At 32.5% G+C, this 22,673-nt stretch carries 20 protein-coding genes and 2 tRNA genes; 11 read left to right on the forward strand and 11 right to left on the reverse strand.

Annotated features, from left to right (window positions below):
* Window positions 1–55: 55 nt before the first annotated feature.
* From C3729_RS05865 to C3729_RS05880, 4 genes are all read left to right on the forward strand, one after another.
* Window positions 56–976, forward strand: a complete 921-nt coding sequence (locus C3729_RS05865; protein ID WP_104793306.1) for a PfkB family carbohydrate kinase — start codon at window positions 56–58, stop codon at window positions 974–976.
* A 101-nt stretch (window positions 977–1,077) separates the two neighbouring features.
* Window positions 1,078–2,922, forward strand: a complete 1,845-nt coding sequence (locus C3729_RS05870; RefSeq protein WP_104793307.1) for a peptidylprolyl isomerase — start codon at window positions 1,078–1,080, stop codon at window positions 2,920–2,922.
* A gap of 79 nt (window positions 2,923–3,001) precedes the next feature.
* Window positions 3,002–4,354: a peptidylprolyl isomerase gene (locus C3729_RS05875; protein ID WP_260204480.1), complete on the forward strand. Its 1,353-nt coding sequence runs from the start codon at window positions 3,002–3,004 to the stop codon at window positions 4,352–4,354.
* A gap of 314 nt (window positions 4,355–4,668) precedes the next feature.
* Entirely contained in the window at window positions 4,669–5,601 is a 933-nt protein-coding gene (locus C3729_RS05880; protein ID WP_069797133.1) for an NAD(P)H-dependent flavin oxidoreductase, read from the forward strand.
* A gap of 125 nt (window positions 5,602–5,726) precedes the next feature.
* Here the strand turns inward: C3729_RS05880 and C3729_RS05885 are convergent, their stop codons facing one another.
* A complete protein-coding gene (locus C3729_RS05885) occupies window positions 5,727–6,020 on the reverse strand; it encodes a rhodanese-like domain-containing protein (RefSeq protein WP_104793309.1) in 294 nt (97 codons plus the stop codon).
* A gap of 275 nt (window positions 6,021–6,295) precedes the next feature.
* Between C3729_RS05885 and queG the strand changes: the two genes are divergently transcribed.
* Together queG and C3729_RS05895 are read left to right on the forward strand one after the other, a co-directional pair.
* Complete coding sequence (gene queG, locus C3729_RS05890; RefSeq protein WP_104793310.1) at window positions 6,296–7,219, forward strand: tRNA epoxyqueuosine(34) reductase QueG; 924 nt, start codon at window positions 6,296–6,298, stop codon at window positions 7,217–7,219.
* 95 nt (window positions 7,220–7,314) lie between these two features.
* Window positions 7,315–7,995 carry a TIGR02117 family protein gene (locus C3729_RS05895; RefSeq protein WP_104793311.1) on the forward strand — a complete coding sequence of 227 codons (681 nt, stop codon included), beginning with the start codon at window positions 7,315–7,317 and terminating at the stop codon, window positions 7,993–7,995.
* Between the two features lie 231 nt (window positions 7,996–8,226).
* Here the strand turns inward: C3729_RS05895 and C3729_RS05900 are convergent, their stop codons facing one another.
* The 5 genes from C3729_RS05900 to C3729_RS05920 form a co-directional block, all read right to left on the reverse strand.
* Window positions 8,227–8,760 (reverse strand): hypothetical protein, encoded by a 534-nt coding sequence (locus tag C3729_RS05900; protein ID WP_104793312.1) that lies wholly within the window; start codon window positions 8,758–8,760, stop codon window positions 8,227–8,229.
* A 128-nt stretch (window positions 8,761–8,888) separates the two neighbouring features.
* Window positions 8,889–10,190 carry a hypothetical protein gene (locus tag C3729_RS05905; protein ID WP_104793313.1) on the reverse strand — a complete coding sequence of 434 codons (1,302 nt, stop codon included), beginning with the start codon at window positions 10,188–10,190 and terminating at the stop codon, window positions 8,889–8,891.
* A gap of 34 nt (window positions 10,191–10,224) precedes the next feature.
* Window positions 10,225–10,761: a YceI family protein gene (locus tag C3729_RS05910; protein WP_069797127.1), complete on the reverse strand. Its 537-nt coding sequence runs from the start codon at window positions 10,759–10,761 to the stop codon at window positions 10,225–10,227.
* A 305-nt stretch (window positions 10,762–11,066) separates the two neighbouring features.
* Window positions 11,067–11,148 (reverse strand) — tRNA-Leu (locus tag C3729_RS05915).
* Between the two features lie 70 nt (window positions 11,149–11,218).
* Window positions 11,219–11,986 carry an MBL fold metallo-hydrolase gene (locus C3729_RS05920; RefSeq protein WP_104793314.1) on the reverse strand — a complete coding sequence of 256 codons (768 nt, stop codon included), beginning with the start codon at window positions 11,984–11,986 and terminating at the stop codon, window positions 11,219–11,221.
* Window positions 11,987–12,033: 47 nt separating this feature from the next.
* On the opposite strand from C3729_RS05920, the gene C3729_RS05925 reads away from it, so the two are divergent.
* Together C3729_RS05925 and C3729_RS05930 are read left to right on the forward strand one after the other, a co-directional pair.
* Window positions 12,034–13,467, forward strand: coding sequence for a nicotinate-nucleotide adenylyltransferase (locus tag C3729_RS05925; RefSeq protein ID WP_104793315.1), 1,434 nt, complete (start codon window positions 12,034–12,036; stop codon window positions 13,465–13,467).
* Between the two features lie 13 nt (window positions 13,468–13,480).
* Window positions 13,481–13,927 carry a GAF domain-containing protein gene (locus C3729_RS05930; RefSeq protein ID WP_069797124.1) on the forward strand — a complete coding sequence of 149 codons (447 nt, stop codon included), beginning with the start codon at window positions 13,481–13,483 and terminating at the stop codon, window positions 13,925–13,927.
* Between the two features lie 17 nt (window positions 13,928–13,944).
* Here the strand turns inward: C3729_RS05930 and C3729_RS05935 are convergent, their stop codons facing one another.
* Complete coding sequence (locus tag C3729_RS05935) at window positions 13,945–14,520, reverse strand: pyruvate decarboxylase (RefSeq protein WP_104793316.1); 576 nt, start codon at window positions 14,518–14,520, stop codon at window positions 13,945–13,947.
* Window positions 14,521–14,693: 173 nt separating this feature from the next.
* Here C3729_RS05935 and rpsO point away from each other — a divergent pair, with 173 nt between their 5' ends.
* On the forward strand, window positions 14,694–14,963 hold the full coding sequence (gene rpsO / locus C3729_RS05940; protein ID WP_069797122.1) for a 30S ribosomal protein S15: 270 nt from the start codon (window positions 14,694–14,696) through the stop codon (window positions 14,961–14,963).
* Between the two features lie 66 nt (window positions 14,964–15,029).
* On the opposite strand, the gene C3729_RS05945 is transcribed toward rpsO, so the two are convergent.
* Window positions 15,030–15,272 (reverse strand): GlsB/YeaQ/YmgE family stress response membrane protein, encoded by a 243-nt coding sequence (locus tag C3729_RS05945; protein WP_104793317.1) that lies wholly within the window; start codon window positions 15,270–15,272, stop codon window positions 15,030–15,032.
* Between the two features lie 272 nt (window positions 15,273–15,544).
* Here C3729_RS05945 and C3729_RS05950 point away from each other — a divergent pair, with 272 nt between their 5' ends.
* Window positions 15,545–17,731: a polyribonucleotide nucleotidyltransferase gene (locus C3729_RS05950; protein ID WP_104793318.1), complete on the forward strand. Its 2,187-nt coding sequence runs from the start codon at window positions 15,545–15,547 to the stop codon at window positions 17,729–17,731.
* A gap of 123 nt (window positions 17,732–17,854) precedes the next feature.
* Here the strand turns inward: C3729_RS05950 and C3729_RS05955 are convergent, their stop codons facing one another.
* From C3729_RS05955 to C3729_RS05965, 3 genes are all read right to left on the reverse strand, one after another.
* A complete protein-coding gene (locus C3729_RS05955) occupies window positions 17,855–19,612 on the reverse strand; it encodes a hypothetical protein (protein ID WP_104793319.1) in 1,758 nt (585 codons plus the stop codon).
* 196 nt (window positions 19,613–19,808) lie between these two features.
* Window positions 19,809–19,908, reverse strand: a tRNA-OTHER gene (locus C3729_RS05960).
* A gap of 29 nt (window positions 19,909–19,937) precedes the next feature.
* A complete protein-coding gene (locus C3729_RS05965; RefSeq protein ID WP_104793320.1) occupies window positions 19,938–21,314 on the reverse strand; it encodes an RtcB family protein in 1,377 nt (458 codons plus the stop codon).
* A 95-nt stretch (window positions 21,315–21,409) separates the two neighbouring features.
* Here C3729_RS05965 and C3729_RS05970 point away from each other — a divergent pair, with 95 nt between their 5' ends.
* Window positions 21,410–22,405: a helix-turn-helix transcriptional regulator gene (locus C3729_RS05970; RefSeq protein ID WP_104793321.1), complete on the forward strand. Its 996-nt coding sequence runs from the start codon at window positions 21,410–21,412 to the stop codon at window positions 22,403–22,405.
* Window positions 22,406–22,673 lie beyond the last annotated feature (268 nt).

The following is a 22,673-nucleotide window of genomic DNA, read 5'->3' on the forward strand; positions in this document are numbered from 1 at the left end:
TGGAGAATGGGAGAGAAAAAAATAATATATAAAAAACAATAAATAATATCTACATATGAAATTATTAGCAGTAGGAACTGTAGCATTTGATGCCATAGAAACGCCTTTTGGTAAAACTGATAAAATTTTAGGAGGAGCAGCTACTTACATAGGTTTAGCCGCTTCTGTAATGAAAACAGACGTGAGTTTGGTTTCTGTAATTGGTGGAGATTTTCCACAGCATTACTTGGATATGATGACTTCTAAAGGAATCAATATCGATGGAGTAGAAATGATTAAGGACGGGAAAACATTTTTCTGGAGTGGGAAATACCATAATGACCTTAATTCTAGAGATACTTTAGCTACAGAACTGAATGTTCTAGAAAATTTCGACCCGAAAATTCCAGAATCTGCAAAAGATGCCGAAGTTTTACTTTTAGGAAATCTGCATCCTGCTGTGCAATTAGCCGTGTTAGATAGAATGGAAAAACGTCCACAATTGGTGATTTTAGATACCATGAACTTCTGGATGGATCTTACTTGGGATTTATTATTGGAGGTAATTGCTAAAACAGACGTTATTACGATTAATGATGAAGAAGCGCGTCAACTTTCAGGAGAATATTCTCTGGTAAAAGCTGCACAAAAAATCCACGATATGGGACCAGAATTCGTGATTATCAAAAAAGGAGAACACGGAGCATTGTTATTTAATGATGGTAAAATCTTCGCAATTCCAGCATTGCCATTAGAAGAAGTTTTTGATCCAACTGGAGCTGGAGATACTTTCGCAGGTGGTTTTGCAGCGTATTTGACTAAAAAACAAGAATTTACTTTTGAAGAAATGAAATCTGCATTAATTGTAGGTTCTGCAATGGCAAGTTTCACGGTAGAAAAATTCGGAACTCAGCGTTTAGAAGAAGTTACCGAAGCCGAAATGATTGGCAGAATAAAACAATTTAAAGAACTCACCACTTTCGAAGTGAAACTTTAAGAAATAATTAACTCCCTTTTAAATTTTATTTGAAAGGGATTTTTTTTAGCTTTGAGGCTGTGAATTTTTGGAAAGATGAACGTTAGGATTTCCAAAAGCAAATGAAAATTGAAGAAAACATGAAAAAAACTTTAAGTTTAGTCCTCTTTTTAGCTTTTGTAAGCTATCAATCACAGTATCTTATTATAGGAAAAGATAGTATTTCTGTAGATAAATTCAAAACCGAAAATAAATATGGTTTAGAAAATTCTGGCATAGAAAATACCGTGAAAACGTATGTAGATTTCAAGCTACTCCAGAATTTTGCTTTAGAAAAAAGAGCAGATACTTTAGGCTATTTCAAGAAAACAATGGCCGAAAAAGAGCAAGAACTTAGAGAAGAGCGTTTTTATCCTAAAGAAATCATGCAGTCTTCGCTTCAACAGTATTTTTCATCCAACTTGATTGAAAAGAAAATTCAGGTTTTCTATGTAGAAAAAACAGCTGACGATAAAAATGATTACAACCAAATTTATAATGACGTAAAATCGGGTAAAATTACCTTAGAAAAAGCGATTATAGATTACACTAAACAGAAACCAGAGCCATTTTTTGTAAAATCTGGCAATATAGATGTAGAACTGAACAAGCAACTAGAACTTTTGCAGCCTGGTCAGTTTACTCAATTGGTGAATAGCGCTACAGTTGCGGCTTTTGCGAAGTTGGTAGACAGAAGACCTTCATTAGGTTATATTATTTTTGGAATGATTTCTTATCCTAAAAATGAGGAATCAGAAAAAATGAAATCTCAAATTTTTGAAGCGCTGAAATCTGGAAAAAAATTCGAGGAAGTAGCACAATTATATGGCTCTACCGAAACCGAAAAGAAAAATGCAGGTGTAGTAATGGGTTCTCCGGTTTTGCCAGATGTAGTTTATGAAGCTTTCAAAAATAAAAAACAAGGAGAATACACCGAACCTATTTTAATAGGCGAAAAATATTTTGTGTTCAATTTGTATTCGGTGATTCCTTATCAAAGTTCAGAAAAATACAATCCTATGTTCATTAGAGACATGATGGATTCGCCTTTTGCTGATGTAGCGTACAATAAATTGATAGAATCTTTGGTTAAATCTACAGATTACAAAGAATTCCCAGATTTCAAAAAAATTAAGATATCATATCAGGATTATTTAGCTTTTAAAAATGATAAAGCGGTTTTGTATCAATTCAATAAAGATGTTTTCACTTTTGGTGATTTGAAAACGCTGTTGTCTGAAAATTTTAAAAATGCAGATAAATTAACGAAAGAACAATGGTCTGCTTTCCTAGATTCTAAAAGAGGAAATGATGTTTTTGCCGTTTATTCTAGAGATTTTGTAAAGAAACCTGAAATTAAAGAGCAATTGTTAAAAACTCAACAAAACTTATTGGCAGATTTTCTTTTTAGTGAGTGGATTGAAAAGGAACTCACCAACAAGCCAGAATTATTGGATGATTATTTCAAAAAAAATCAACAAAAGTATATTTGGGAAAAAAGAGCCGATGCAAGAGTGGCGATTTTAACCGATTTAAGCATAGAAAAAGACATCACCAAAGAAATTAAAGATGCTAAAAACTGGGACGCTCTCAATAAAAAATATTACGGAAAGCTGAATGATAAACAGCAACTCATGGTGCATTTCGAAAAAGGTGAAATGTCTGAAAATGCAGAAGTTTTCCAAGTGAATAAAGTTCCTTTCGAAAAAGGGATTCAAAAAGTGAAACTGGGAGAGAGATTGCTCATCATCGCTATTGATGGAATTTTACCGAGTTCACCGATGACCAAAGAAGAAGCCATGGAAGAATTAAGAGCAGATGTAAGAGAAGATATTTTAGCAAAAACGATTGCAGAACAACGCCAGAAAACAAAAATTGTAATAGAACCAAGTTTTAATGCTGAACTTGAGAAGAATTTTAAGAAATAATTATAATAAAAATTATAGGAAATCTCGCAGAGAATCATAATTTTGCAAATCAGTTAAAAATTTAACAATGATTAAAAACATGAAATATTTATTTGCATTGAGTTTTTTGGTAACGCTCATTTCTTTTAATGCAAATGCACAAGTGAAAAAAGGAGATTTAGTAGATGGAATTTCTGCAGTGGTAGGAGACGAAATCGTATTAGAATCTGATATTTTAGAACAACAAAATTACGCTATTCAACAAGGTGCTGCACAAACCAATAAATGCGAATTTATGGAGCAGATTTTGAGCAATAAACTTTTAATTTATAAAGCAAAAAAAGATACTCTTATTCAGGACAGAACTGCTGCGATTAGAGCACAAGCTGGGGATAAATACAATCAGATTTTATCTCAGTTCCCATCAGAAAGAGCCATGTTAGATGCTTATAAATTCCGTTCTTCTTACGAAATGAAAAACGTGATTGAGAAAATGGATGTTGATAACTATTATGGTCAAGCTAAATATGCGCTAATCACCGATAAAGTAAATATCACGCCTAATGAAGTAACTGATTTTTATAACGCTTTCAAATACCAATTGCCGCAAGTAAAAGATGAGGTAGTGCTTTCTAAAATTGTAATGTTTCCTAAACTTACAGATGCGCACAAGCAAGAAATCATCGATAAACTTAAAAAAATCAAACAAGATATCTTAAACGGAGAAACTTTTGAAAATAAAGCGAGAATCTATTCTGATGACCCAGGTTCAGCTGCAAATGGTGGTTTGTATACCAACATCGGAAGAGGGAAAATGGTGAAGGTTTTCGAAGCTACTGCGCTTAATCTTCAAGAAGGAGAAATTTCTGATCCTGTAGAATCTGAATTTGGTTTCCATATCATTCAATTGGTGAAAAAATCTGGTAAATTGTACGATGCAAGACATATTCTTTTAAAAGCAGAGCCAAATGCTGAAGAAATTGCCACTGCAAAAGCAGAAATGGAACAAATTAGAAAAGATATCCTTGAAGGAAAAACTATTTTTAAAGATGCTGCTTACAAACATTCTGATGATAAAAACACCAAGTTTAATGCAGGGGTAATTCCAGCAGAAGACGGTTCAGACAGACAAGAAAAAATTAATCTTCCAGCAACTGTTGCTTATCAAATTGCAGGGGTAAATAAAGGAGATTTAACAGAAGTTTTCATGGATGAACTCAATCAGAAAAAAGCGGTAGTATTAATGAAAGTGAATGACATAATTCCTGAACATTCTCTAGATATTGCTACAGATTTCGAAAGAATTAAAAGTTTTGCCCTAAACAAAAAGAAAAATGAAGTTTTAGAAAAATGGGTAAAAGAAAATCTAGCAGATACATTTATCTCATTAGACAACCGTTACAAAGATTGTCAGTTCAAAACCGACTGGAACAAAGCGGCAATCGTAAAATAATTTTAAAAATTTCCCACAATACAAATCCCGAAACTTTTCGGGATTTTTTATTTTAAATGGATTTATATTTTAACAATAAAAATCGAAGATTTTTTTAAATGACCTCAGTTTCGAAGGCGTAAAGAAATTGAAAATAAAATCCGTTAAAAATTCCTGCTGTTTGAGCTCGTCAGTATGACGAGAGAGTTTCAGGGATTTTAGGATTTTATTTTTAATTTTAGCCGAAGAAAGTGAAGTCTTGATTTTGGGTTCTTTTCATCAAGGAAAAGAACATAATTAATTTTTAAAAATCTTATCTTTAAACAAAAAATTTCATGAACAGAATTACTCAACTTTTTAATATTAAATATCCCATCATTCAAGGAGGTATGATTTGGCATTCTGGCTACAAATTGGCTGCTGCGGTTTCTAATGCTGGTGGATTGGGTTTAATTGGCGCAGGAAGCATGTATCCAGATGTTTTGAGAGAGCATATTCAGAAATGTAAACTCGCTACTGATAAACCTTTTGGCGTAAATGTTCCGATGTTGTATCCTAATATTGAAGAGATTATCCAGATAATTTTAGAAGAAAAAGTCCCTATTGTTTTTACATCGGCTGGAAATCCGAAAACGTATACTGAAATTCTAAAAAAAGAAGGAAGAAAAGTTGCGCATGTAGTATCTTCTGTAAAATTTGCAAAAAAATGCCAAGAAGCAGGAGTAGACGCAGTTGTAGCAGAAGGATTTGAAGCGGGTGGACATAACGGAAGAGAAGAAACTACTACACTTTCTCTCATTCCGAATGTTCGTAGAAATATAGAAATTCCACTGATTGCAGCAGGAGGAATTGCGGTAGGAAGCCAAATGAAAGCTGCGATGATTTTGGGAGCTGATGGAGTTCAAATTGGTTCTAGATTTGCCGCAACCGTAGAAGCAAGCGCTCATGAAAATTGGAAGCAAAAAATTGTAGAAACTCAGGAAGGAGATACGCAATTGACTTTAAAAGAATTGGCGCCAGTTCGTCTCGTAAAGAATAAATTTTTCTATGAACTGGAAGAAATTTACAAAGAAGGAAAAGATATTGAAGCTTTGCAGGACAAACTCGGGAAGCGAAGAGCAAAACGTGGAATGTTCGAAGGAGATTTAGAAGAAGGCGAATTGGAAATTGGACAATCTTCTGCTTTAATAGATGAGATTTTAACGGTAGAACAAGTTTTTCAAAAATTATTAAAAGAGTTTGAGGAGGCGGATTTTTCTAAATTTTAAAATTTTGGTAGAAACAAAAAAAACGCTTTCAGGGTTTTAAACCCTAAAAGCGTTCGTCAAAACAAAACCAGCGCTCCCAATTTGGGAGCGCTGGTTGTACAAAAAAATATGAAAACTCTGATTTATTATTTTTTATAATGCTCTAATGCAGCATGTAATTGCATAAAACCGCCGCCGTTATAGATGTTCTCTAAGCCATTCTGAGCTAGAAATTGGCAAGCTTGTCCGCTTCTCCCTCCACTTCTACAGAAAATGATTTTTGGGCCTTTCATTTCCTTGATTTCGTCTAATCTTAAAGGAACAGTTGCTAAAGGTATATTTACAGCGCCTTCTATTGCGCCGTCCATCTGTAATTCTTCTGGTTGTCTTACGTCGATTAAGTGATATTCACCTGAATTTAAAATTTCTTCAAAAGTCATTTTTATTTTTTTAATTATTATTCATTCATTTTACAGGGCAAAAATAGAAAAAAACTTAACTTCGCACTGTAATTTATGTTACAGACTAAAAATTATACCAAAATCATTGAATAAAATCGCAAAGTCGATAGAAGAATTTATAAAAATAAAATCTTTTTAAGTCACTAGAAAATCATTGATTTTCCAAAATAAAACAAACGAAGTTTGTTAAAACTTTGCGTCTTAAAAAACGTAAAAATAAAAAAAATATATTTGCGCCTTTGCGTTAAAAATTAATGAATTATTCTCAACTGATTAAGCAAAAAGCCGAAAAATTCGGGTTTCAATCTTGTGGAATTTCTAAAGCAGATTTTCTAGAAGAAGAAGCGCCGCGTCTTGAAACTTGGCTTAATAAAGGCTATCACGGCGAAATGAAATACATGGAAAATCATTTCGACAAAAGGTTGAATCCTACACTTTTGGTAGATGGTGCAAAATCTGTCATTTCGCTTTCTTATAATTATTTTCCTAAAGTAAAAATAGATGAAATCAATAATTTCAAAATTTCTAAATATGCTTACGGAGAAGATTATCATGAAGTCATTAAAGATATTTTAAAAGAAATGGTGACTGAACTGCAGGAAGAAATTGGTGAGTTTGGTTTCAGGGTTTTTGTAGATTCTGCTCCTGTTTTAGAAAAAGCTTGGGCTAGAAAATCTGGTTTAGGTTGGGTAGGAAAAAATGCGAATCTCATTACCAAAAAGCACGGTTCTTTCTATTTTTTAGCCGAAATTATTTGTGATTTAGAGCTAGAGTATGATTTGGCGGTAACAGATCATTGTGGGAGTTGTAGAGCGTGTATAGATGCTTGTCCCACTCAAGCCATTGTTTCGGATAGAATTGTAGATGGAAGCAAGTGTATTTCTTATGCTACGATTGAATTGAAAAACGAAATTCCAGATTATTTTAACGGAAAAATGGATGATTGGATGTTTGGCTGTGATGTTTGCCAAGACGTTTGTCCGTGGAACCGATTTTCTGCACCTACATTACAAGAGAAATTTGCACCTAATTTCCAGAAATTGAATTTTAGAAAAAACGAATGGAAGGAACTTACTCAAGAACTCTTTTCTGAAATTTTTAAAAAATCTGCGGTCAAAAGAACTAAGTTTTCTGGATTGATGCGTAATATTAACTTATTGAATGATCATTCTTTGTGAGTTTTGTAAAATTAGAATTGATATTTTACAAAGCTTTTTCGGAGCATTTACAATTTTAATTTTTCGCTTACCTTTATCTTTGAGAAAAAAAGATCATGAAGAAATTCTTTAAAATTTTATTGAAAACCGTTGTTTCTATTATTGGATTGGTGGCTATATATTTACTGTGTGCTTATTTATTGCCTTTTATAGAAATTCCTGCGGAAAAAACCAATGAACCCAAAAATGTAGAAGCATATATTTTGACCAATGGAGTTCATACCGATTTGGTTTTCCCAGTGAAGTCAAAAGAAATAGACTGGAGTCAGAAATTTCCTTACGAAGATACGGTTGCCAAAGATTCTACTTTGAGATACATCGCAATTGGTTGGGGAGATAAAGGATTTTATCTGGATACGCCAACTTGGGCAGATTTAAAATTTTCTACGGCTTTCAAAGCAGCTTTTTGGTTGGGAAATAGTGCGATTCATACTACTTTTTATAAAGAAATGAAACTAGGAGAGGATTGTAAGAAATTAGAGATGACTTCAGCGCAATATCAAAGGTTGATTAAGTTTATAGATGATGCTATGGATAAAAATGCTGAAGGAAATTACATCAACATCAAAACGAAAGCGGTGTACGGTAAAAATGATTCCTTTTATGAAGCAAAAGGCAGTTATAGTTTCTTATTTACCTGCAATACTTGGACGAATGAAGCTCTGAAAATTTCGGGGCAAAAAGCAGCATTTTGGACGGCTTCTGATAAAGGAATATTTCAGCATTATCAGCATTAAATCCAATATTTTAGAATCGTTTATAAAAGAAAATTGATTTTTTGAAGAGAGCGTTTCTCAGTCAAAAAATCAATTCTTATAATTTTTCTGAATTCTTTTTGGCGGAAATTTAATTCTTACTTTAAATTTTTTCTGTGGTGTTTGTTTTTTGTGCATAATGAAAATGATTTGTGTATTCTAAAATTAACAAATAAATCATTTTCATGCATTTATGTTAAGAAAAATTAATATTTAGGGTTTCACTTTCAGACTTACCGCTAAGTTTAAGTCGTCTTTTACACTTACCATTCCGCCAAATTTCTTAGGTGGAACAATGTCAAACTCGCTAAAACGAAGGGTTTTGTTTCCAACCAAAACAGAATCTTTAAGCGTGAGGTCTACAAAATATTTTTTGACTTTATTCATCATTTTTACTTGTACAAAAGCTTTGTAAGTATTGTGATCTTTTTTGTCTAAAGATAAAAAAGTGATGTTTAGGAAAGGATATTTTTCTGCGTGAATAATATCTCTGAAGTCATTCGTCATGATTCTGTTTTTACAATCGAAATCTTTTACGATAAGATTGATAGAAGTTTCTGCAAATTTGTTATCACTAGAATGGTTAAGTGATAATGGAACAAGCTGATGGAAACTGTTATTTACACATTTAAAAGTATTGACATTGGTAGTGCCATTAATGCTTACGAAAGAAGTTTTTTCTTGTGCTGATACGTTGAGAGATAATAACAAAACCGCTGTTTTAAGCACTGTAGATAGCGTTTTCATTTTTATAATTTTTAAGTTGTTTTTATACTATAAAATTACGAAAAATTATAGTGTGAAATTTTTGATTTTTATCATTAAAAAAGGGGCAATAGATGCCCCCTTTCTTTCTTCAATATTTCGATTTTAGATTAGAATCCAATTGTAGCTTCGAAAACTACACCATTGAATTTACCTCCATAAAGTGCTGAAGTTGTACCCCAAGCTGCACTCTTATCGTAAGTTTGGTTTACGTATTCTAATTTAGCCATAATGTTTTTAGTCATGAACCAACCACCAGCTAAGTTGAAACGATCGATTTTTCTTTCAGCAGCACTGTCATAATCTTTACCACTTACAGTGTTATATTTTGTACCTACATAGAATTGTTCTTTTCCACCGAATCTGTAAAGTAATTCAGCTACTATTTGGTTGTAAGAACCATCAGAATCTCTCTTAGTAGTCGCGTTTACAATTTTGTTACCAGAAACATGTTCGTAAGTACCGAAGAATTCTAAACCTTGATATTTAACGAATGGGTTAATTTGGAAAGCAGTTAATTCTTGGAAACCAGGGTTAAATCTACCAGTTGATTGATTAGAAGTTCCCATTGCATCAGCAGTAGTTAATAATACGTAGTAGTATCTAGAACCACCTCTGTCGTCTGCGAATAATTTACCGTTTGTATTTAGACCGTTAGTTTTGATTACTGAACCAGAAAGTCTGAATCTTAAATCTTCGCTAAGTTGTTTGTCATAAGCAAGTTTTGCATAGATAGAAGGAGCGTTATCGTTAGTTCCTTTTACAGCAGTTTGGTTTAATTTACCGTTAGATAAACCTACCATACCCATAAATCCATTAGAGTAGTAGTAAACTTCACCGAAAGCTTGAGTGGTGAAAGAGTCCATAATGTTATTTTCTACGAATGGGTTGTTAATCGCTTCAGCGTTATCAGTTCTTCTGAAGTGAGAATCACCGTAGTTTAATTCATCCATACCGATTTTAACTCTAGTATTTTTCATAAGACCACTTAAGAATCCTTCAGAAATGAAATCTAAGTTATCAATTTGAATGTAACCACCTTTTACCCAAGCTTCGTTGTGGTGTCTTGCAGAAAGATAAGTTCTTAAGTGCATTTTAACACCTTTAGCTAAATAAGCATTAACGTCTAAGTTAGCAGTTGGTAAGTTAAAGTCAGATCCCATAGTTACAAGAGGAGCAGCGGTAGTTCCTTTTGTGCTGTGGTCTAGAGATTGGAATTGTAATGCGAAATCACCACCAATGCTTACTTTTACTCCATTGTATTCAGGAGCTTCTACTTTAGGGTCTTCGAATACGTTTCTTGTAGTTTTTTCTGGTGCAAGATAATCTCTCATATCAGATTCTTGCGCATAAAATGCTGTGCTTGTTAATACAGTTGAAAGAACAGCGGCTTTAATCCATAAAGTTTTCATACTTTTTTTATTTAATTGTTATTCATATTTATTATTAGTTCGCTACGATATTTACGTTTACTGTAACAGCGTCACCTGTAGTTACACCTAAGAAACCTGGAGTTTCCATACCGTATTCAGACATTTTTAAGCTTTCAGACCCAGTAATTTTATAAGAATTACCATTTTTTTCTACGTTTACAGTAATGTTAACGTTTTTAGTAACACCTGCGATTGTTAATTTACCAGCTACGTTGCTTTTTCCTACAGGTAAAGAAGCAGCAGTGAAAGTAATGTTAGGATTAGCATCTGCTTTTAAAGCTTTGTAAGCTTTGTTGTCCATCATTTTACCTTTTTCACTTTTTAGGTTTTTGCTAGCCATTACAAATTTTACATTAGTAATAGCATTACCATTTACAGTACCAGTGAATACTGCAGATGTAGAAGTCATTGTCCAATCGTGCATTGGAGAAGTTCCGTTTACTGCAACTTTAAAAGATTTTCCAGTAACGCTTTGTGCATAAAATACAGCTACTGCTAAAAGGGAAAGTAAGATAAAAACGCGATTAATTGTTTTAGCTAAATTTTTCATATTTTTATTTTTTTAAAATTTTATTATGAATTATTGAATTTTAACAATACAAAGATATGTTTAAATTTTAAATAATTCCTAAAATTTTCTAAAATATTTACATGATATTTGTCAATTAGCTGATATTCTTATGAATTTCATAATAAAATTAGCTGTAAAACTGATTGTTGTCATGCTATTAAGGATTGTTGAATGTTAAATTTATAAAGAAACTAAAGGACCCTTAAGGATTATTTGAAAATTACCAATAAATAATGAATTATTGCCAAAAAAAAAGAGAACTCTGTTAAAGAGTTCTCTTTTTGTACCCAGTGCCGGAATCGAACCGGCACATCTTTCGATACTAGAGTTTGAGTCTAGCGCGTCTACCAATTCCGCCAACTGGGCATTAAAAATTGGTGGTGCAAATATAAAATAATTTTAATGTAAAAAAAGAAAATTTTAAGAAAATATTTTCTTAAAACTCTATTTCTAGTCCGTCATACGCAGGATGCACATTCTCTGGTGTCATCGCTTCTATCTCGTCATGGAAACCAAATCTATTACTGATATGAGTAAGATATGTAGTTTTTGGTTGTAGTTTTTCTACCAATTCTAGAATTTCTGGTAATATATAATGTGCAACATGCGGTTCGTCTTTTCTTAAACAGTTAATAATAAGAACGTCTAGATTTTTCAATTTTTTTTGCTCTTCATCTGAAATGAAACTTGCATCTGTAATATAAGCGAGGTTTTTGAACTTATAACCTAAAATCGGAAGTTTATAATGTGTAACTTGAATAGGTGTGATTTCGGTATTTTCTATGATAAATGGTTCATTTCCTATTTCTGTGATTTCAAAACTCGGAGCGCCTGGATATTTATCTTCTGTAAAAGCATACTTAAATCTATTTTGAATTTCTTTTCCTACTCTGGATAAGCAGTAAATAGAAATATCTTTTCTTTTTTGGAAAATAATGGGGCGTAAATCATCCAATCCTATAATATGGTCATTATGTTCATGTGTAATTAATAAGGCGTCTACATTGCTTTCTTGATTAGTGAGCATTTGTTGACGAAAATCTGGACCACAATCAATGAGAATCTTTTTCCCTTCATCATCCGTAATCATGACAGATGACCTTAGTCTTTTGTCTTTAGGATTAGTAGATAAACAAACAGGATGAGTAGATCCAATCACGGGAATGCCTTGTGAAGTACCAGTTCCTAGAAATTTCAACTTCATTTTTGGGTTTTTGTGAGATTTTGGTAAATTTACGCAAAATTTTATTCATGTCTGTAATTAAGCAATATCTTACTCCCAAGCAAAAGGCTTTAGCCATCAATTTAGATCCTAATATATATGGTACTTTTGCAGAAATTGGTGCGGGACAAGAGACGGTTCGTCATTTCTTTAGAGCGGGAGCTGCTTCTCAAACGATTGCAAAAGCAATGTCTGCTTATGATAAGGATTACAGTGATGCTATTTATGGTAAAGAAGACAAAAATAGATATGTAACCCAAAATAGACTGAAAAAAATGCTTCGTCATGAAGTAGGTCTTATCCAAGAGCGTTTAGATAACGAAGAAAATGCTCATCGTAAATTTTTCTCTTTTGCAAATACGGTTACTACCATTAATTATCAAAAAACCTTTTTAGGTCACGGTTGGGTAGGAATCATGTTTCAGGCGCAACCTGGTCAAGAGTACAGCGAAATTGTATTGCATGTAAAATTTAAAGAAAATGATGCTACACTTCAGCAAGAAACGCTAGGAAATCTTGGGGTAAACTTAGTTTATGGAGCATTTCATTTGTATGACAATCCTAGAAGATTAATCAAAAGTTTGTATGATGATATTTCGGTGGATAAAATTGAAATTGACATGATTGATTTTCAAGGGCCTGCTTTTCCTTATGTTGATAATCGATTGATGAGTCTTCAGTTGATTAAAAATTCTATGACTGAAGCGGTAATCTTCAATTCTGAAGGGAAGAATATGCTTCCAGCGGATTTATTGTATAGAAAAGATGTTTTTGCGGTAAGAGGAAGTTTCAGACCAGTAACTTTGGTGAATGTAGATATGTTCGAAAACGGCCTTAAAATGTTCCTCAATGAAACAGGAGGAAAACCAGAAGGTACCGTTATTCTTTTCGAAATTACAGTTTCTAATCTCAAAGCTTCCGGAAACTTAGATGAAAGAGATTTCTTAGATAGAGTAGATGTTTTAGCGAAATTGGGTTATACCGTGATGATTTCTAATTTCTCAGAATATTATAGATTAGTAGATTATTTCACTTCTTATAATGTAAGGTATACCGGAATTGCGATGGGCGTTAATAATTTATTGATGGTTTTTGATGAAGATTATTACAAGCATCTTTCTGGTGGAATTTTAGAAGCATTCGGTAAGTTCTTCAAAAAAGATATGAGAGTATATCTGTATCCTTATAAAGATCCTAAAACACACGAATTGCTCACATCAGAAAACTTAAAAGTGAATGACAATCTTAAAGAATTGTATAAATATTTTAAACATAACAGAAGAATTGTAGATATTAAGGATTATAATCCAGAGCATTCTGAAATTTATTCTAGAGAAATTTTGCAGAAAATTTCGAATAGTGAATCAGGTTGGGAAGAGCAATTGCCAGATGGAGTAGCAGCAATGATTAAAGAAAGAGGAATGTTCGGTTTCAAAGAAGATATTACATTCGAAGAATATTAAAAATTTAAAAAATATGGAAATTAAAAAAAGACTTTCATCTATTATTGAAAGCCCAAGTCACAATACTACCGAAAAATTAGAAAAAATTTGTCATCTTCTAGACCAAGAGTTTGATTATTTTAATTGGACTGGTTTTTATTTTAAAAACGGCGATAAAGAAGAATTGGTTTTAGGACCTTATGTTGGTGCAGTTACAGATCATACTGTTATTCCTTTTGGAAAGGGAATTTGTGGGCAAGTTGCTGTGTCAAACGAGACTTTTGTAGTGCCAGATGTTTGGGAACAAGATAATTATTTGGCTTGTTCGCTAGAAACCAAAGCAGAAATTGTAGTTCCTATCATTAAAGATGGTGTAAATATTGGTCAAATAGATATAGATTCTCACAAAAAAGACCCTTTTACAGATGAGGATAGAGAATTGCTAGAATGGTTATGTGCGGAATTGGCAAAGATTTTATAAAATTCTATAAATAGAAATTATTCAGAAGCAGGAGTAGTCATATTCCTGCTTCTTAGTTCAGTAATCATGTTTTTGATGACATTTGCGGTGCCTATTTTTATAGAATTTTCTGCACTGCCGAGTAATCTACCGCTTCCTTTGTAAGTATCAAAAGAATTTTCTATCACCAGTTGGCCGTCATTATTGTACATTTTCATGCTCACAATGACTTGATTAGAAAAAACGTATTTTCCAAGGCCAACTTTAAAATATTTTACCTTCGGAACGATGGCTATTTCTGCTCCATTATTTATGCAAGATTCTTTAATCATATTCACATCTACGCTGTCATATTTAATATTAGCATTATTGATGTGCATGATTTTATAATTGCCGTAATTTTTCAATTCGTCAGAAACAGCACTGTAAATAACATTATTGGTGGGTTCTTTTATTTCTTCGAAATTAGGATAAACTTCTGGGTCGAAATAGACAATTCTATCTACATGCTTTAGCTTAATAGAATGGTTAAGCTTCACCAAGGTGCTTCCTAAATTTTTGCAACTTATGATGATAAGGCTTGCCGCTAAACCACAGAATAGAATTTTTTTCATATCAAAAAGATTATGCAAATTTACGCAGAATTTCAGTAAGTTATTTATAAAATTTAAGAATTTGTTAACATTATTACGGGAATGTCTTTAGAATCTAAGAATAAATTTTTCGGTTTAAAAATAAAGTTGTACTTTTGCACCTCGTTACATAATAATCATTAAATAATATTGGCATGTACTTAACATCAGAAAAAAAATCAGAAATCTTCGCTAAACACGGAGGAAACGCTGCAAACACAGGTTCTGCAGAAGGACAAATCGCTTTATTCACATTCAGAATTAACCATTTGTCTGGTCACTTAAAGAAAAACCACAAAGATTATGCTACTGAGAAATCTCTAGTGAAATTAGTAGGTAAAAGAAAAAGATTGTTAGATTATCTTAAGAAAACTGAAATTTCTCGTTATAGAGCAATTATTGCTGAACTAGGAATCAGAAAATAATCAGATACAAGAAAATTTTAGAAGCAACTCAATTTTGAGTTGCTTTTTTTGTTAATTAGAGTGAGTTTACGCTCTACCTCTGGTAAATAAATTGATTATAGCAAGTAAAACTATTGAACCTACTGCTCCTGTAAGAATCTGACCAATTAATGCAGTCCCTAATACAGTTCCTAAAAGCCAATAGCCAATTGCACCTCCAATGATACCTACAATCATGTTTCCCACTAAGCCAAGGCTTCCACCTTTAAAAATTTGTGCTCCAAGCCATCCTGCTATAGCTCCAATAATTAATGTCCATAAAATTCCCATAATGTTTTGTTTTTAGTGTTAATATTAAGGCAAATGTATAGTATTATTTCCCTCAAAAAATTATTTATAAAAATGATATAAACAATTCTTGAAATTCTAAAAATCTAACTAATTTTAATGAAATTTTCTACTTTAATGTATATGGCAATGAACTCAATATTTCAAAACCTTTTAAAACCTAATCAAACAAAATTCCGTATCTTTGCCATCGAAAATTTAAAAAGTTTAAATAGTAACGCAATCAATACGGATTGCACAAGACAGTAAATTTTATGAATGCTCCAGAAGCAATTATTGAAAAATTTCAATTTAAAGACGGGAGAGAAGTCTCCATTGAAACAGGAAGATTAGCAAAACAAGCTAATGGTTCTGTAGTAGTAAAATGTGGCGGAACGATGCTCCTTGCAACAGTTGTAGCCAATAAAGACGCAAATCCAGGGGTAGATTTCTTACCTCTTACAGTAGATTACAGAGAAAAATTCTACGCGGGTGGTAAAATCCCAGGAAATTTCTTTAGAAGAGAAACCAAACCTTCTGATGATGAAGTTCTTACCATGAGATTAGTAGACAGAGTTCTTCGTCCGCTTTTCCCAGAAGATTTCCACGCAGAAGTTCAAGTAATGATTTCCCTCATTTCTTACGACAAAGAAGTAATGCCAGAAGCTTTAGCTGGTTTAGCTGCTTCAGCTGCTATTGCGATTACAGATATTCCTTTTAACGGGCCAATGTCTGAAGTAAGAGTAGTAAGAATTGATGGGCAACTTTCTATCAACCCAAGTATCGAAAATCTTAAAAAAGCAGATTTAGATATTATGGTAGGTGCTACCAAAGATTCTATCGTAATGGTAGAAGGTGAAATGAAAGAAATTTCTGAAGCAGAAATGCTAGAAGCGATTAAATACGCTCACGAAGAAATTAAAGTTCAAATCGAAGCACAAGAAAGATTAGCAGCCAGAATTCCTGCATCTCAAACCAAAAGAGAATACTGCCACGAAACGCACAACGAAGAAATTCGTGAGAAAGTTTGGGCAGAATGTTATGATAAAGTTTACAACGTAGCAAAAACTCCTTCTGCAAAAGAAGAAAGACACGAAAAATTTGCTGCAGTTTTAGAAGAATTCCTTTCTCAATATTCAGAAGAAGAAAGAGCAGATGTAGAACCATTTGCTAAAATTTACTACCATGATGTAGAAAAAGAAGCAATGCGTCAAATGATTCTAAACGAAGGAATCAGATTAGACGGTAGAGATCCTAAAACTATCCGTCCGATTTGGTCAGAAATCGATTATTTACCAGGAGCTCATGGTTCTGCAATCTTTACCAGAGGTGAAACTCAGTCTCTTACAGCGGTAACTTTAGGTTCTGTGAAAGATGCCAACATGGTAGATTCTGTTGCCATCAATTATGATGAAAAATTCTTCTTACATTATAATTTCCCACCATTCTCAACAGGTGAAGCAAGACCTCTAAGAGGAACTTCAAGAAGAGAAGTTGGTCACGGAAACTTAGCTCAAAGAGCTTTAGCAGGAATGATTCCTCACGAAAATCCTTATACCATCAGAGTAGTTTCAGATATTTTAGAATCTAACGGTTCTTCTTCTATGGCTACGGTTTGTGCAGGAACTCTTGCGTTAATGGATGCGGGTGTACAAATTACAAAACCAGTTTCTGGTATTGCTATGGGATTAATTACTGACCCAAAATCTGGTAAATTCACTGTACTTTCTGATATTTTAGGAGACGAAGATCACTTGGGTGATATGGACTTCAAAGTAACAGGTTCTGCAGACGGAATTACCGCTTGTCAAATGGATATCAAAATCCAAGGTTTAACCATGGATATCATGGAAACTGCATTGAATCAAGCAAGAGAAGGTAGATTGCATATTCTAGGAGAAATCCTTAAAACCATCGATAAACCAAGAGCAGATGTGAAACCTCACGCTCCGAAAATGGAAATTTTAGAAATTTCTAAAGATTTCATCGGTGCGGTAATTGGACCTGGTGGTAAAATTATCCAACAGCTTCAAAAAGATACAGATACTGTAATCTCTATTGAAGAAATGGGCGAAATTGGTAGAATTGAAATCTCTGGAACTGACCGTGAGAAAATCAATGCTGCAATTGCTAGAATTAATGAAATTACTTTCGTGCCAGTTGTAGGTACTGTTTATAAAGGTAAAGTAGTAAAAGTAATGGATTTTGGTGCTTTCGTAGCGATTGCTAAAGGAACCGAAGGTTTACTACACATCTCAGAAATCGAATGGAAGAGATTAGATAAAGTTCCTTATGCTGAAGGAGATGAAGTAGAAGTGAAATTTATGGGTTATGATGATCGTAAAAAAATGAGACTTTCTAGAAAAGTTCTTTTACCAAGACCACCAAGACCAGAACAAAAGCCTAGAACTGAAGGAGAGGCTCCAAAACCAGAAGGAGAACAACCAACAGAACAAGCATAAAAATAGAAACTCCCGAATTAATTCGGGAGTTTTTTATTGCCCAATTTCTTCAAATATGGCGTTATTTTCCCATATTCAAAACCTCTGAGTTTGCCTTTGTTGTAGATGTTTTTCGTGTTTTTATTAGTTTCTTTGGAACAGCTTTATAAAACTATCTTTTTCTAAATTTTCTAAAGAAAAATCATAATCTACTCCATCTTTATAGTAAACCAAATGAGCTCCCAATTCACTTACTAATTTATTAAAAGTGAGAGGTCTGTTCCACTGTTGATACAAAGCAGTGGTAGCCAAAGTAGAAAGTTTGCTGGTTCCAGAAACTCGGGATTGTCCTGCTCCGAAATTCAACAAAACAAAACATTGTTTGTCGTTTTTTGGCAAAAGCATTCCAAGAACGGTTTGTCTTTGCACGGATTTGCATTTTATTTCAGCAAAAACTGCATTAGGATTCATCATATATTCTTTAGAAATTTTTTCGCCTTTACCTACAATAATTTTGTAATCACAGTTTGAATCTCCACTGTAAATACTATTTAAAATTAAAGTCGGGTAGTTCAAACCTTTATTTGCATACAAATATTCTACTGCACCATTTGGAGCCGAAGTCATATCACCAGAATACATTAAGTTTCCTTCATCTTGCTTGTAGGATGAATTCCAGCCAATTTTCCCACCAATATTTAGACCCGATAAATCCAAATCATGTGCTCCCCAAGAATCTTCCCAATAAATACCAATTGCTAATTTTTTGCCATAAAATCTGCTTCCTGTTGGGATATTTCCTACAAACATTTTTTCGGAAGTAGGCAATGCATATTTCACCTCTTCTGGAATGTAAATTTTCAGATTTGTAAAATCGAATTTAGATTTTAGAAATTGTAGAATAAAATCGTAATTTTTTTTATTTACATTTTTCACCACATCTTTTTGTACCCAAGATTTTCCGTTTCTAATTCTGTAGGCAAATGTATCTTGACCGTTCATTCTATTATAACAAGCAGATAAAGCCTTGAACAAAGCAAATGGAGTTGCGTTTTCTAACCAATGCAAATCATTTTCGGTAAGAATTTGATTGGTAGCATCGTTCAATGGATTAGAAACCAAAGGTTTATGATGTTTTTTTGATAATTTTGAAATCGCATTAATGGTTTTTGGACATTTATTTTTGAAAGCCAAAAAAAGTGGTTTGAATCGGTTGAAAATTTCAGCCATTTTTTCTAATCCAAAATCTTTAAATGCTTGAGAAGGATTGAATTTGCTTTCTTTTATTGCCGAAATCACTTCATCATTTTTAATTAATAAAGTAGTTTGCGCACTTTTATAAATGATATATCTGAAAAATTCTACTGGATTTTCAGGATAGATATGGAATAAATCTGCAATTTTTGCAATGGCTTCCTTATTCTTAATGTTCTCGTTTCCAGTGAATTTATAATCAAGTTCGTCTATTAAAATTGAAAATACATCATCTATTGTTTCTTCTTGTAGTGCGATTCCTGAATTGAGTAAATTCAAGCATTTTTCAATCATTTCTTCTTTAGAAATACCTTTGATTACTTTGAAAGAAAGCTTTGCATCAGGAATATTCAAAATTTCATTTGGAATATAAATTTCATCTTGAAAATTACTTCCATATGTAGAAATATAATGCAAAACTTGCTCAACAAACAATTGGTTTCTAGTGCTGTATTTTATGATTTTCCAAGATTTATGAAAGGTAGCATTTAGATCTTTTCCGCTTAATTTTTCTTTAGAAAAGTACTTTATGATTTCTTTTTTTGCCCAGATTGCATTTGAGTCAATTACAAAACCATCATCAGAAATAAAAGGTTTTTCACCGGATTCTTTTGCGAGAACTGTATAAAATAATTTTAATGTTTTCATTGTTTAAATATTTAAAATAAGTGAGGAGTAAATTTTAAAATGTATAGGAACTCCTTTTACCTATATTTATAAAAAAGCGGGGAGTAAATGTGGAAAGTCAAATAGGAACTCCTTTTGCCTTTATTTATTTTTTAAACTGATGAAAAGTATAGTATTTAACAGTTACAAATATAGGAACTTTTTTATCAGTTTAAAAAGACGCAGACAGGACTCGAACCTGTGACACACTTATTTAGGAACTTTTTTTGCCAAAAGCGAAAAGTGATTCGTTGCTCTACCATCTGAGCTACTGCGCCAATATTAATCTTAATTTTTTTAAAAAATTTTATTTTCTAATTTTCTTCTTTTTCCAAGGTGCATTTTTCTTCCAATCTCCTGCCATGATACAGCCATAAGGTAAAACTTCATCAATGACTTCTCCCAAGCCAAATTCTTCCATTTGTTTCCTTACATTCTGTGCATTTTTGTAAGCACTTGGTAATTCAGAAATGTCGATTTCATTGGAGAAAAATCTTACGTCTAAACCTTTGGTTTCTTCAGCAAAAACTTCTTCATTTGTTTTATGCTCCAAAGTTCTTTTATGGGCACTTCTGCTGAAATTTCTCCCTGCTCCATGAGGCGCAAATCCTAAATTTCTGTCGTTAGTCGCTCCAGAAACAATCAATACAGGTTCTGCCATATTCAGAGGGATTAATCTAGGACCTGTAATATCCGGCAAAAATTTTTCGTCTAATGGAGTTGCGCCTTTAGCATGGTAAAATAAATCACCATCTCTGAATACAAAGTTGTGTTCATTCCAAAATCTATCTTTTTTTTCGATTTTTAATTCTTTTAAAATGGCTTCGTGAATACTTTCGTGGTTGCATTTTGTCCATTTTCTAATAATTTGGAGTGCTTCCCAATAACTTTGTCCTTCTTCTGTTTCGAAAGGAATCCAAGCATTTACTTTCAAGGTTTCGGGAGATAATTCTCTTCTAAATCTTTCAGCAGTCTTCATTCCTTTGTCGTACAAAAATGCTCCAGGTGCTCTAGAACCGTGATGCGTAATAAGCATTGTATTTCCAGTATTTTTTGAAATTCCTACAAACATAAAATGATTGCCATCACCTTGAGTTCCTAGATGTTCTCTTGCTGTACTGATTAATTTTTCGTCATTTAAAAAAGCATTATTTCTAAATTCTTCTACCAATTCCATTGGCATAGAAAATTGATTTCCTCTTGCTCTTCCACCTATACCAAAATGAGTGTGTTTATGTCCTGCATCTAAAACTAATTTTGGATCTATTTTTCCAAAATCTGTCAACATTACAGAACAACAAATATCTGCACTGTGCATTCCTGGATGAATCGCATTTTTAGCAATTGCAACCCCACCTACAGGAATAATTCCTTTTTCACCGGTAGGACAAGCATCTGGCATTAAAGCTCCGCCAATCATGGTGGGAGTTTTCAGCATTTCAGACATTGTTTCTATTACTTTTCCTACATTTTCTATTTCGTCATCATTTTCTGCTTTTATATTGATGATGAATTCGGCTGGTGTTTCTTTAAGAGGAATAGGTTCTGGTGATTGAAACTGCTCTAAATATTCAGAAATTTCAACTTCGGATAAATCTTTATCATTGATATATTGCAATGCTTCAGAAAACCATTTTGCTGGTCTGTAACCTAAATCAATTAAATATTGTCCTGTAATTTTCATTTGTTTTTCTAATTTGATGATGCAAAGTAAAAATACAATTGCGCATTCTATTTGCGTAGTTGAAAATATTTTTTAATTTTATTCAAAATTTTAAAATGTCATCAAACAAAAACGCTTTAATTCGTTACAAAACCATTGATAATTGCTTAAGAAATAGAACTAAACTCTGGACTTTAGAAGATTTAATTGACGCTTGTTCTGATGCTTTATATGAATACGAGGGGAAATATGACTTAGTGAGTAAAAGAACAGTTCAGTTAGATATTCAGAACATGCGTAGTGAAAAGCTGGGTTATAATGCACCTATTGAAGTTTTTCAAAAAAAATTTTATCGTTATTCTGAGCCTGATTTTAGCATAAAGAATATTCCAGTAAATGAGAATGATATTAAAGTAATGAATGATGCGGTACAAATTTTAAAACAATTTAAAGATTTCTCTATTTTTAAGGAAATGAATGGTGTAATTCAAAAATTAGAAGATTCTGTTTATGCATCAAAACAAAAAGCCATTATTCATTTAGACAAAAATGAGAGATTAAAAGGCTTGGAATTTATAGATACTTTATACGATGCTATCCTCAATAAAAATGTTTTAAAAATCGAATATAAATCTTTCAAAGCTAGAGAGACAAATTACTATATCATTCATCCTCAACTTTTGAAAGAATATAATAACAGATGGTTTTTAATTACATGGGACGAAATGACTTATCTTACTTTAGCTTTAGATAGAGTTATTAGTATTGAGAAAATTAATGCTGAGTATATTGATAAAAATATTGATGGAGACCATTTCTTTAAGGAAGTAATTGGTGTTACTGTTTCTCAAAGGAATAGACCCATGAATGTGATTTTTTGGATTGATAAAAATAATGCTCCATATGTAAAAACAAAACCTTTTCATCATTCTCAAGAAATAATTGAAGAGTTAGAAGATGGAACGGTTTTTAAAATTTCTGTTCAAATTAATTTTGAATTAGAAAGAGTAATATTAGGGTTTGGAGAATCTATTAAAATTATTCAACCCACTAAGTTAAAGAGGAAAATAATTCATAAACTAAGGATTGCATATAAAAATTATGAAGAATAAACCTCCAAAAAATGGTGGCTTTCTCACGTCTCCTTCACGCTATAATATTCTAAAAGTCTATGGAGAAATTTTTTAAATCGTAGTTTTATAGTTCTCATGTTTTTACTTTTTAGATGTTCAAAAATAGGGGTATCCTTTTTGTGATTCAATTACACTTTTGTATGATTTTTTGAGGAATTTTTTAGAAAAATCTAAAAATATTTTTCGGAGTGTATTCATAGATTGTCATTTTTATTTAGATTGTATTGATATTATTTAGTTAAATCTC

Source organism: Cloacibacterium normanense (assembly GCF_002943105.1).
Lineage (GTDB): Bacteria > Bacteroidota > Bacteroidia > Flavobacteriales > Weeksellaceae > Cloacibacterium.

Coding starts and splice junctions, on each gene's coding strand:
- C3729_RS05865 (WP_104793306.1), top strand. CDS start 56: ATGAAATTATTAGCAGTAGGAACTGTAGCATTTGATGCCATAGAAACG.
- C3729_RS05870 (WP_104793307.1), top strand. CDS start 1,078: ATGAAAATTGAAGAAAACATGAAAAAAACTTTAAGTTTAGTCCTCTTT.
- C3729_RS05875 (WP_260204480.1), top strand. CDS start 3,002: ATGAAATATTTATTTGCATTGAGTTTTTTGGTAACGCTCATTTCTTTT.
- C3729_RS05880 (WP_069797133.1), top strand. CDS start 4,669: ATGAACAGAATTACTCAACTTTTTAATATTAAATATCCCATCATTCAA.
- C3729_RS05885 (WP_104793309.1), bottom strand. CDS start 6,020: ATGACTTTTGAAGAAATTTTAAATTCAGGTGAATATCACTTAATCGAC.
- queG (WP_104793310.1), top strand. CDS start 6,296: ATGAATTATTCTCAACTGATTAAGCAAAAAGCCGAAAAATTCGGGTTT.
- C3729_RS05895 (WP_104793311.1), top strand. CDS start 7,315: ATGAAGAAATTCTTTAAAATTTTATTGAAAACCGTTGTTTCTATTATT.
- C3729_RS05900 (WP_104793312.1), bottom strand. CDS start 8,760: ATGAAAACGCTATCTACAGTGCTTAAAACAGCGGTTTTGTTATTATCT.
- C3729_RS05905 (WP_104793313.1), bottom strand. CDS start 10,190: ATGAAAACTTTATGGATTAAAGCCGCTGTTCTTTCAACTGTATTAACA.
- C3729_RS05910 (WP_069797127.1), bottom strand. CDS start 10,761: ATGAAAAATTTAGCTAAAACAATTAATCGCGTTTTTATCTTACTTTCC.
- C3729_RS05920 (WP_104793314.1), bottom strand. CDS start 11,986: ATGAAGTTGAAATTTCTAGGAACTGGTACTTCACAAGGCATTCCCGTG.
- C3729_RS05925 (WP_104793315.1), top strand. CDS start 12,034: ATGTCTGTAATTAAGCAATATCTTACTCCCAAGCAAAAGGCTTTAGCC.
- C3729_RS05930 (WP_069797124.1), top strand. CDS start 13,481: ATGGAAATTAAAAAAAGACTTTCATCTATTATTGAAAGCCCAAGTCAC.
- C3729_RS05935 (WP_104793316.1), bottom strand. CDS start 14,520: ATGAAAAAAATTCTATTCTGTGGTTTAGCGGCAAGCCTTATCATCATA.
- rpsO (WP_069797122.1), top strand. CDS start 14,694: ATGTACTTAACATCAGAAAAAAAATCAGAAATCTTCGCTAAACACGGA.
- C3729_RS05945 (WP_104793317.1), bottom strand. CDS start 15,272: ATGGGAATTTTATGGACATTAATTATTGGAGCTATAGCAGGATGGCTT.
- C3729_RS05950 (WP_104793318.1), top strand. CDS start 15,545: ATGAATGCTCCAGAAGCAATTATTGAAAAATTTCAATTTAAAGACGGG.
- C3729_RS05955 (WP_104793319.1), bottom strand. CDS start 19,612: ATGAAAACATTAAAATTATTTTATACAGTTCTCGCAAAAGAATCCGGT.
- C3729_RS05965 (WP_104793320.1), bottom strand. CDS start 21,314: ATGAAAATTACAGGACAATATTTAATTGATTTAGGTTACAGACCAGCA.
- C3729_RS05970 (WP_104793321.1), top strand. CDS start 21,410: ATGTCATCAAACAAAAACGCTTTAATTCGTTACAAAACCATTGATAAT.